At 67.2% G+C, this 8548-nt stretch carries 10 protein-coding genes; 6 read left to right on the top strand and 4 right to left on the bottom strand.

Annotation, left to right across the window (positions count from 1 at the left end; translation table 11 throughout):
• Positions 1-53: 53 nt before the first annotated feature.
• The gene (locus tag ABS88_RS04820) at positions 54-254 is read right to left on the bottom strand and encodes a hypothetical protein (RefSeq protein ID WP_286749286.1); all 201 of its coding nucleotides are present in this window, start codon (positions 252-254) and stop codon (positions 54-56) included.
• A gap of 707 nt (positions 255-961) precedes the next feature.
• Positions 962-1867 (bottom strand): endonuclease/exonuclease/phosphatase family protein, encoded by a 906-nt coding sequence (locus ABS88_RS04815; protein WP_286749284.1) that lies wholly within the window; start codon positions 1865-1867, stop codon positions 962-964.
• A 139-nt stretch (positions 1868-2006) separates the two neighbouring features.
• On the opposite strand from ABS88_RS04815, the gene ABS88_RS04810 reads away from it, so the two are divergent.
• The gene (locus ABS88_RS04810; protein ID WP_286749282.1) at positions 2007-2282 is read left to right on the top strand and encodes an HU family DNA-binding protein; all 276 of its coding nucleotides are present in this window, start codon (positions 2007-2009) and stop codon (positions 2280-2282) included.
• A 249-nt stretch (positions 2283-2531) separates the two neighbouring features.
• On the opposite strand, the gene ABS88_RS04805 is transcribed toward ABS88_RS04810, so the two are convergent.
• A complete protein-coding gene (locus ABS88_RS04805; protein WP_286749281.1) occupies positions 2532-2996 on the bottom strand; it encodes an SOS response-associated peptidase family protein in 465 nt (154 codons plus the stop codon).
• Between the two features lie 103 nt (positions 2997-3099).
• Here ABS88_RS04805 and ABS88_RS04800 point away from each other — a divergent pair, with 103 nt between their 5' ends.
• Both ABS88_RS04800 and ABS88_RS04795 read left to right on the top strand, forming a co-directional pair.
• Positions 3100-3717: an SOS response-associated peptidase family protein gene (locus ABS88_RS04800; RefSeq protein ID WP_286749280.1), complete on the top strand. Its 618-nt coding sequence runs from the start codon at positions 3100-3102 to the stop codon at positions 3715-3717.
• Positions 3714-4151: a DUF1810 domain-containing protein gene (locus ABS88_RS04795; RefSeq protein WP_286749279.1), complete on the top strand. Its 438-nt coding sequence runs from the start codon at positions 3714-3716 to the stop codon at positions 4149-4151. Before ABS88_RS04800 ends, ABS88_RS04795 begins: the two co-directional genes overlap by 4 nt.
• A gap of 12 nt (positions 4152-4163) precedes the next feature.
• On the opposite strand, the gene ABS88_RS04790 is transcribed toward ABS88_RS04795, so the two are convergent.
• Positions 4164-4721, bottom strand: coding sequence for a cytochrome b (locus ABS88_RS04790; protein ID WP_286749278.1), 558 nt, complete (start codon positions 4719-4721; stop codon positions 4164-4166).
• 221 nt (positions 4722-4942) lie between these two features.
• Between ABS88_RS04790 and ABS88_RS04785 the strand changes: the two genes are divergently transcribed.
• The 3 genes from ABS88_RS04785 to ABS88_RS04775 all read left to right on the top strand — a co-directional run.
• A complete protein-coding gene (locus ABS88_RS04785; protein WP_502686136.1) occupies positions 4943-5731 on the top strand; it encodes an ImuA family protein in 789 nt (262 codons plus the stop codon).
• Positions 5637-7442: a DUF6504 family protein gene (locus ABS88_RS04780; RefSeq protein WP_353745049.1), complete on the top strand. Its 1806-nt coding sequence runs from the start codon at positions 5637-5639 to the stop codon at positions 7440-7442. The genes ABS88_RS04785 and ABS88_RS04780 overlap by 95 nt, the downstream gene beginning before the upstream one ends.
• Positions 7439-8548: PHP domain-containing protein (locus ABS88_RS04775; RefSeq protein WP_286749276.1), on the top strand; the 1110-nt coding region annotated here is incomplete at its 3' end. The genes ABS88_RS04780 and ABS88_RS04775, both read left to right, overlap by 4 nt.

Here is an 8548-nt window from a genome sequence, read left to right as displayed (position 1 = left end):
GATTTGGGCTTCATCTTCGTTCCTTCGTCACTACGACGAAGCCCAAATCCTCCTTAAATCACAACCTCAAATCTGTGCCATTGGCGCTGACGGCGGACAATTTCGATGGATGCTTTGCGTCCGGCTTCTTCGGTATCGGAAATCTCGGCAGCCAATTCGGTCACACGTTGCGCCCAAGCTTCGATCATCTCCGCTGAGGGATCGTCGGTCAGGCCATATTTGATGCGTAGGTCATATCCCAGACTCTCGCCCATTTACCTACCCTCGCTTACGAATAGAAAAGGCGAAAGACGATGGTCGGCCGCGCCCGTGCGGATCGCCGGAATTAAAATCCGGAAAATGGCGAGGTCGCCCTCTCGGTGCCTCTCGACAAAAGCGCGCAATATGAGGACGCGGCATTCGTACTAGCCCCACCACTTCTGGTCCGATCGAGTGCATTTCCCCTGCGGTCATCACACGGCACGCTATCCAAAAGCGATGCAAAACGGAAGCTTCGTAGGCAGATTAAACCATTCTGGACAAATTCTGTGGCCGGGCGTGCGGCTTTGCGGCACGGCCGCTGTGCTTCGCCGGAACCGCGCGAGTTGCCGGCCGTTTCTCAAATGTCCCGTTCGCAGGAGTTATCATGGCAAGCGCACCGCCCGACCCGCGTCCCGATTCTCCGCCGACCGGCCCCAAGCAAGTTCCGGAGCAGGTTCCCCTTCCTGATGACGACGGTAGGGAAAGTGTCGAGGATGTACCCGAAGCGGAATGATTGGCGGGCATAGCGCGTCGCCTGTTGCAGAGCGAAGCGCCGATCCAGCGAGCAGAAATGGTAAGCCCCGCTACATCTCTGCAGCGGGGCTTCCCTAGATTGCATCCGAAGATGCGATCAAATTCTGCCATTCTTTCGTCTGGACAGTTAAGTGAAACGTGCCGGGCGCGCGATGGTTCCGTGGGCTCTTCGAGGCCCGGGATTTTTCTAGCGCCGCAGCGTGACCGCGATCGGGCAATGGTCCGAATAATGCTTCTCGCCGGTCGCATAGCGCGTCTCGCTGAACCCCGTCCGGTCGGCGGCGGCGCGCCGGTCGAGCACGATATGATCGATGAAACTGTCGTAACGCGGATCGCAGGCCGGGGGCTGGCCCGCGTCGGCGAGCGTCAGGTCGGCGTTGGCCGGATCACCATCGTCGATTTCGGTCCAGATCGCGTCGCCGGGAAGCGCGAGCCGGCGGTTCCAGTCGCCCAGCACCGCGAAGCGCTCGGGCCCGGCGGCGGCCGCGTCGATCCAGGCTTCGAGCGCCGGAATCTGGTCCTGGAATATGGGGCAGGCCTTCGCCTCGCTCCCGGAGAAGCAGCCTGACTTGAGGTGGATGCCGAGAAGGCGGATCGGTGTGCGGCCCTCGGGGCGGAGCGTGATGTCGACGCCCGAGCGAAGCTGCTCGTTGTCGCGCATCAGCGACGTCACATCGGCATGGCGATCGAAGGCCATGTCCTTGCGGATCGCGAAACCGACAGCCTGGCGGATCACCGCCTGCGACGGGAACTTGCCTCCGCAGGTGCCGCCCGGCGCGCCCTTCCGCGCTTCCATGATCACGACATATTTGGCGGGGTCGAAGACCCGCGCTGCGGCGGTCTCATTCTCGGCCTCCTGAAAGGCGATCACATCGGCGTCGAGGTCGTCGACGATGCGGCGCATCGCAGCATAGTCGCCATCATCCCTGGGGTTGCAGCCCTCGCCGTTCCGCTCGGCGAGAAATTCCAGGTTCCAGCTCCCGAGCTTGAGCGGTTTCGATGGAACGGACGGGTTTGCGGGTGCGGAGGTCGCGGGCGAGCAGGCGGCAGCCAGCAGGAGCAGGGCGGATGCGATGAGGCGGTGGGGAAGCATCCGCCGCTACTGCCGCACGCCGCCACCGAGTGCAACTCGCCGTGCCGCGCCCTGGCGCGGCGCAGATGGCGCCGATCCGTCCGCGGCGCTATAGCGCCCGCCCGGCCGGGATCCTTCCGGCCGCTCAAGGAGATGATTTATGAACCACGCCGAACTGTCGGACAGCGTCGCAACCGCACTTGGAGTGAGCAAGGCCGATGCGAAGAAGGCTGTCGATGCCGTTTTCGCCGCGATCACCGACGCCGCCGCCAAGGGCGACGAAGTCTCGGTGAACGGCTTCGGCAAGTTCAAGGTCAAGGAATCGGCCGCGCGCGAAGGCCGCAATCCCTCGACCGGCGAAACCATCCAGATTGCGGCTTCGAAGAAGCTGACCTTCGGCGCCGCGAAGGCCGTCAAGGATCGTCTGAACGGCTGAGCCGGTACGTCCCGCCGGCGTGCCCGGCGGGACGGCCGCGCGGCGGCATGTCGGGCGCGGCATCTGATGAGCGCGCTCTGGCCTCGCAGGCTCGGCCAGGGGGCGCACTTTTGTTTTGGCCGCGCGGCACACTCGGCTCGCTATCCTTGCGGGGCGGCGGCTAGGCACGGGCGCGCATCGCACGCCGCCCCGCTGCGGGCTCGCCAAGAGTGCGCTTGTGCGGGCCCTGCGGGCCGACGACATCCTGATCTAGAGCGGAAGCTCCGCCTGTTTGCGCAAAGGCTCAACGAACAGCGTATGACGCGGCGGCTCTTCGAACAAAAGCTCGTTCGGCAGCGTGCCGTCGAGCCAATGGTTCGCATCGCGGCGCCGGATGATCACGCCGTGACGCGATTGATAGGGAATGACGTCGGCGCCAGCCGGGATGGTGAGGATACGGTAGGACAAGGGCCAATCGGCGAGTGGCGGGTCCCAGATCGCGGCAAGATAGAAGAAATTGCCGCTGTCGAGCGTCACCCGGTAGCGGTGATCGCCGGTTCCCATGCGGAACTCGGACGCCGGGATCAGGCAGCGGCGCGCCGGGAAGGCGCGGCCCTCGGCGCGCACGAAACGATAATTGATCCCGTCGCTAAACCGCGGGTCGGAACCCCAAACCGCTTTGACCATTTCGATCTCGGTCATATTGTCGGGATTGCGCCGGACGAGCGTTTGCACGCCTCCGCTCGGGGCGTCGGGATCGAAAGGGGTTGGCGCGATACCCATATGTGGAACATAATGGGAACGATGTTGAGTCGCAAGGGCGAGGGGACCGACGCGCATGTGCAATGATTATCGGCTCGAGGTAGACATCGCGTCGATCGCCGAGGACTTCGACAACCTCCAGATCAAGATCGATATGCCCGAGGGCGCACCGAACGTGCCGGCGCGCGAGGATGTCCGCATCACCGATACCGCGCCGATCGTGAAGAGCAGCGACGGCGCCGCCGCCGGATCGCTCGTCAACCGGCGCTGGAGCTGGCCCGGACAGGGCGGCAAACCGGTCTATAATGTGCGCTCGGAGCGCCGCGATCTCGGCATGCATCGATGCCTCGTCCTCTGCGACGGTTTCTATGAGTTCACCGATCCCACCGACCCCGCGCAAAAGCGGCTCGACAAGTGGCTGTTCACGCTGAAGGACCATCGCTGGTTCTGCATGGCCGGTGTGTGGCGCGACAGCCATGTCGGCGAAGCCTTCAGCCTCCTGACCATGGACGCCGGTCCCGACATCGCACCCTATCACCATCGCCAGATCATTCCGCTCGCGCGTGATCAATGGGCCGCCTGGCTCGATCCGCGCGTTCCGGCCGAGGACATATTGAAATGGCTTCCCGAAGGCAGCCTCGAGGTGACGCAGGTATATGGCAAGCCCCCCGCACAAGGCGCTCTTGCCTTATGACAAACGAAGAGGGGCTCGACCTGTTCGTGACGGCGCAGGAGCAAATATACCTGCGCGCGCTCGGCGAGATTCGCCGCGGCAAGAAGAGCTCGCACTGGATGTGGTTCATATTCCCGCAGCTCGCGGGCCTTGGCCGAAGCGCGACGTCGAAGCTCTACGGTCTCGCGGGAGCCGATGAGGCGCGGGCCTATCTGGCCCATCCGCTTCTCGGCGCGCGCTATGCCGAATGCGTCGAGGCAATCCAGGACCTGCCCGCAAGCGACCCCGTGGCGGTCTTCGGCGAGGTCGACGCCGTCAAGCTGCGTTCGTCGCTGACGTTGTTCGAGGCCGTGAGCCGGCGGCCGCTCTTCTCCGCCGCGCTCATCCGCTGGTTCGGCGGCGAGCGCGATGAGCGCACCCTGGGCCTGCTCAGCCGCGACGACAGCATGCCGTGACGCCGACGCGTGTCAGCCGCGCGGATTGCGAAACAGCGGCAGCATCCGGTGGAGCACTTCGTCCTTGTCGAAAAAATGATGCTTGAGCGCGCCGAGAACATGCAGCGCAAGCACGACGTAAATGGCCTTCACCATCAGCTTGTGTATGTCGCCGAGCTCTTCGACGAGATCCTCGTTCAGCGGTAGCGGAAGATTGGGCGCGGGCACGGCGCCGTAAAGCGGCACTTCAGGCGCCCCGCCCGCCGACGCTGCGGCCCAGCCGAGAAGCGGGGCGCCGATCATCAGCACATAGAAGAGGACATGGGTCGTGCGCGCGAGCATCCGTTCCCATGACGGCATGCCGCCGGGGAAGGCCGGCCAGGGATGGCCGAAGCGCCAACCGAGCCGGATAATGCTAAGCGCGAGGATCGTGATCCCGACCGATTTGTGCAGCTGATAATAGCCAAGTTTCTCGCTGTCCGAGGCGTCCTCCATCCAGCCGCCAAAGGTGGCATTGGCGATGATCAGGATGGCGATCGTCCAGTGTAGAACGATCGAGACGGTGGAATAGCGGCTGTGATTCTCACGCATGATTCGCCTCGCAATAGGTCCGTCACCGGTCTTCCAATGCTTTGGCGGCGATCCTCGTTCCGTCAGCGGGACGCAGCCGTCACGATCATGAGCCCAATTTGTTTCGCTTTTACAGAGGCCGGGCGGAAGGCGCACACCGATTCACGGCGGTTCGTCGCGGCCCGCTTGACGCGCCCTTTGACTCGGTGGAACATAAAGGGAACATTTGAGTCGATATTCCCATGAGCACGACGCCCCAATCTGCACCTCGGCCAAGTGCCAGAGATATCGACGTGCTTCGCGCGGCGGTGGCGCGTGTAGCCGCCTCGCGCGGGCCGGTCCTGCCGTTCGGCGTCGGGCCGGTCGATCATCTTCTCGCTGGCGGCGGGCTCGATGGCGCAGGCCTGCACGAGGTCGCGGGCGCCTCGGCAAGCTGGAGCGACGACGCTGCGGCAACGCTCTTCGCGGCGGGAATCGCGTCGCGCTTCGCGGCGGCGCCCGACGTGTCGGCGCTCTGGGCGCTGACGCGGTTCGATCTCTATGCCCCCGGTCTCGAACAGGCGGGGCTCGGTCCGGACCGCGTGCTCTATGCTCAAGGCAGGACCGACAAGGAACTGCTGGCACTGTGCGAGGACGCGCTGCGCGACGGTTCGCTCGCCTGCGTGGTTGCCGAAGTGAAAGCGGCCGATCAGACCGCGACGCGCCGGCTGCAACTGGCCGCATCCGAGGGCCACACGCCGATGATCCTCTATCGCCGGTACCGGCGTTACGGCCAATGCCCGCTCGCCGATCCGTCGCTCGCGATGACCCGCTGGCGCATCGGCACCTTGTCGTCGGGCCGCCTCGCCTCGCCCGGTGTCGGGCGCGGGCGCTGGAATGTCGAGCTGGTCCGGCAGCGCGGCGGGCCGCCTTTTTCCCTCGAACTGGAGGCGTGCGATGACCAGGGTCGCCTCGCTCTTCCTGCCGCAACTGCCGATCGAGCGGTTGCGCCGGGCAGAACGGACACCGTCGCATTCGGGCACGCCGCCTGATCGGGCGCGGGCTGGTCCGCGCTTCCCCGAGCCTGTCGACGACAATCCCGGCACCTGTTCGGTGCCGCGCGGCGGCGGCTGGCGTCCGGGCGCGCGCTGGGCGCAAGGCACGCACTCCGGCGGGCCGTCGCTCGACGCCCTCCCGGCGCACCAGCGACCGACGATGCGCGAGCTGGGACGGCGGAGCGAAGCTGCCGCACCGGTGTTCCGGGCGTTGCGCTCGGACGACGGGACGTCGGGCGGGATCGCTGCGCCGCTGCCGCCGCTCTGGGGCCTCCGTCCGACGATCGTCGTCGCGCGAACCGGCCAGCGCGACGTCGTGACCGCCGCCTGTCCGGCGGCGCTCGATCTCGGTCTCGTGCCCGGCATGGCGGCCGCCCATGCCCGCGCGCTGGTCTCCGATCTCGACATACTCGATGCCGCACCCGACGCCGATCGCGCGTGGCTCGATCGCCTTGCGCTCCACGCCGCCCGCTGCTGGACGCCGACGGCGGCAGTGTCGGGCACCGACGGGCTGTGGCTCGACCTGTCGGGCACGACGCATCTCTTCGGCGGCGAAGAGCGTTTCGCGGCGCGTCTGCTCGGTTTTCTGCGGCGCCTCGGCTTCACCGCGCGTGTCGCGATCGCCGGTACGCCGGGCGCCGCGCACGCGCTCGCGCGCGATGGCGGCGCGGGCGTGCGGATCTTGCCGGAAGGAGGCGAGAGCGAGGCGCTGGCGCCTTTGCCGCTGGCGGCGCTCCGGCTGGCGCCGGAGGCGCTCGCCGCGGCGGCGCGCTTCGGGATCGAGCGGATCGCCGATCTTTATCCGATGCCGCGCGGGCCCTTGGCCCGGCGGCTCGGGCGCGGCGCGGTCGAGCGGCTCGACCAGGCGCGAGGGTTCGTACCTGAGCCGATCGTTCCGGTCGTGCCGTTCGACATGCCCGAGGCGCGCCGTTCCTTGCTCGAGCCGATCGGGACCGCCGAGGCGATCGAGCAGGTCATCGCCGACCTGCTCGGCGATCTCGTGCTCGCGCTGCGCGAGCGCAGTCTCGGCGTGCGGAGCCTCGTCTTGCGCTGCGACCGGCTCGACATGGGCGCACAGTTCGTCACCGTCGGGACGGCGCGGGCGACGCGCGATGCGAAACATCTGCTGCGCCTGTTCAGGCTCCGGATCGACCGGATCGAGCCGGGGCTCGGGATCGAGACGATGGTTCTCGCGGCGCCGCAGGTCGAAGCGCTGGCGCCCGAGGCGATCGCCGCCGCCCTCGACACGGCACGCCAGGCGCCCGACCTCGCTCCGCTCGTCGATGCGCTGGCCGGCCGCGCCGGCGATGCCGCGCTGTTCCGCCTGTCCGCGATCGAAAGCGATGTCCCCGAGCGCGCGATCGTGCGCGCCGGGCCTTTGGTCAAGCCCGCCGGCTGGCCCGTCTGGCCGCGGCCGATCCGGATGCTCGCGCGGCCCGAGGCGCTGTCGGGCGTCGTCGCCTTGCTTCCCGACCATCCGCCGCGCCGCTTCGCGTGGCGCGGGCGGAGCTATGCGGTGGTCGCAGGCGATGGCCCCGAGCGGATCCATGGCGAATGGTGGCGCCGCCCAGGTGAGATGTGGGCGGTTCGCGACTATTTCCGGGTCGAGGCGACAAGCGGCGAGCGCTTCTGGCTCTTCCGCCGCGGCGACGCGATCACCGACAAGACGGGTGACCTCAGCTGGTACATGCATGGCGTGTTCGGATGACGGACCCCGTTACGACCTATGTCGAACTCTACGCCACGAGCCATTTTTCCTTTCTGCGGGGGGCCTCTTCGCCCGAGGAATTGTTCGCGACCGCCGCTGCCCTCGGCCATTCGGCCCTCGGGCTTTGCGACCGGGGCAGTGTCGCCGGCATGGTGCGCGGCCTGTCTGGACAGGAAGCAACCGGCGTCCGGCTGATCGCGGGGACGCGCGTCGACCTCCGCGACGGTCGCTCGATCCTCCTCTATCCGACCGATCGCGCGGCCTGGTCGCGGCTGACCCGGCTGCTTTCCTTGGGGAAGGCGCGCGGCGGCAAGGGCAATTGCTGGCTCGACTGGCCCGACGTCGCGGCCGCGGCCGAGGGCCTCGTCGCGATCCTCCTGACCGGTGAAGCCGACGAGCGGGCGCGGCTCGATCTCGCCGAGCTCAGCGGCGCCTTCGGCCCGCGCGCCTTTCTCGCGCTCGCGCTGCACCGCCGGCCCGGCGATTTCGCGCGGCTTCGCGCGCTCGATGCGCTGGCGCAGGAAGTGGGGGTACGGAGCGTCGCGCTCGGCGACATCCTCTACCATGCGCCCGAACGGCGCCCGCTGCAGGACGTGCTGACCGCGATCCGCGAGAAGACGACGGTCGATGCACTCGGGTTCAAACGCGAACGCTTCATGGACCGGGCGTTGAAGAGCCCGGCCGAGATGGAAAGGCGCTTCGCGCTCTTCCCCGACGCGATCGCGGCGACCGCCGACATCGCGGCAGCCTGCCGCTTCGACCTTGGCGAGATCCGCTACCAATATCCCTACGAGCAGGTGATGGAGGGCCGCACCGCGCAAGAGGCGTTAGCGGCGTTGACCGAGGAAGGTGCGAACCGGATGTTTCCGGGCGGCGTGCCGCCTGCCTATCGGAAACAGATCGCGCATGAGCTGCGCCTGATCGGCGAGCTCGGCTACGCGCCCTATTTCCTGACCGTCAATTCGATCGTCGCCGAAAGCCGGCGCCGCGGCATATTGTGCCAGGGCCGCGGGTCGGCCGCGAACAGCTGCGTCTGCTTCCTGCTCGGCGTGACCTCGATCGACCCGATCAAGCACGAGCTGCTCTTCGAGCGCTTCGTGTCGGGC

It is taken from the genome of Sphingopyxis sp. SCN 67-31 (genome assembly GCF_001725095.1).
This window is presented reverse-complemented; position numbering and strand designations above follow the sequence as displayed.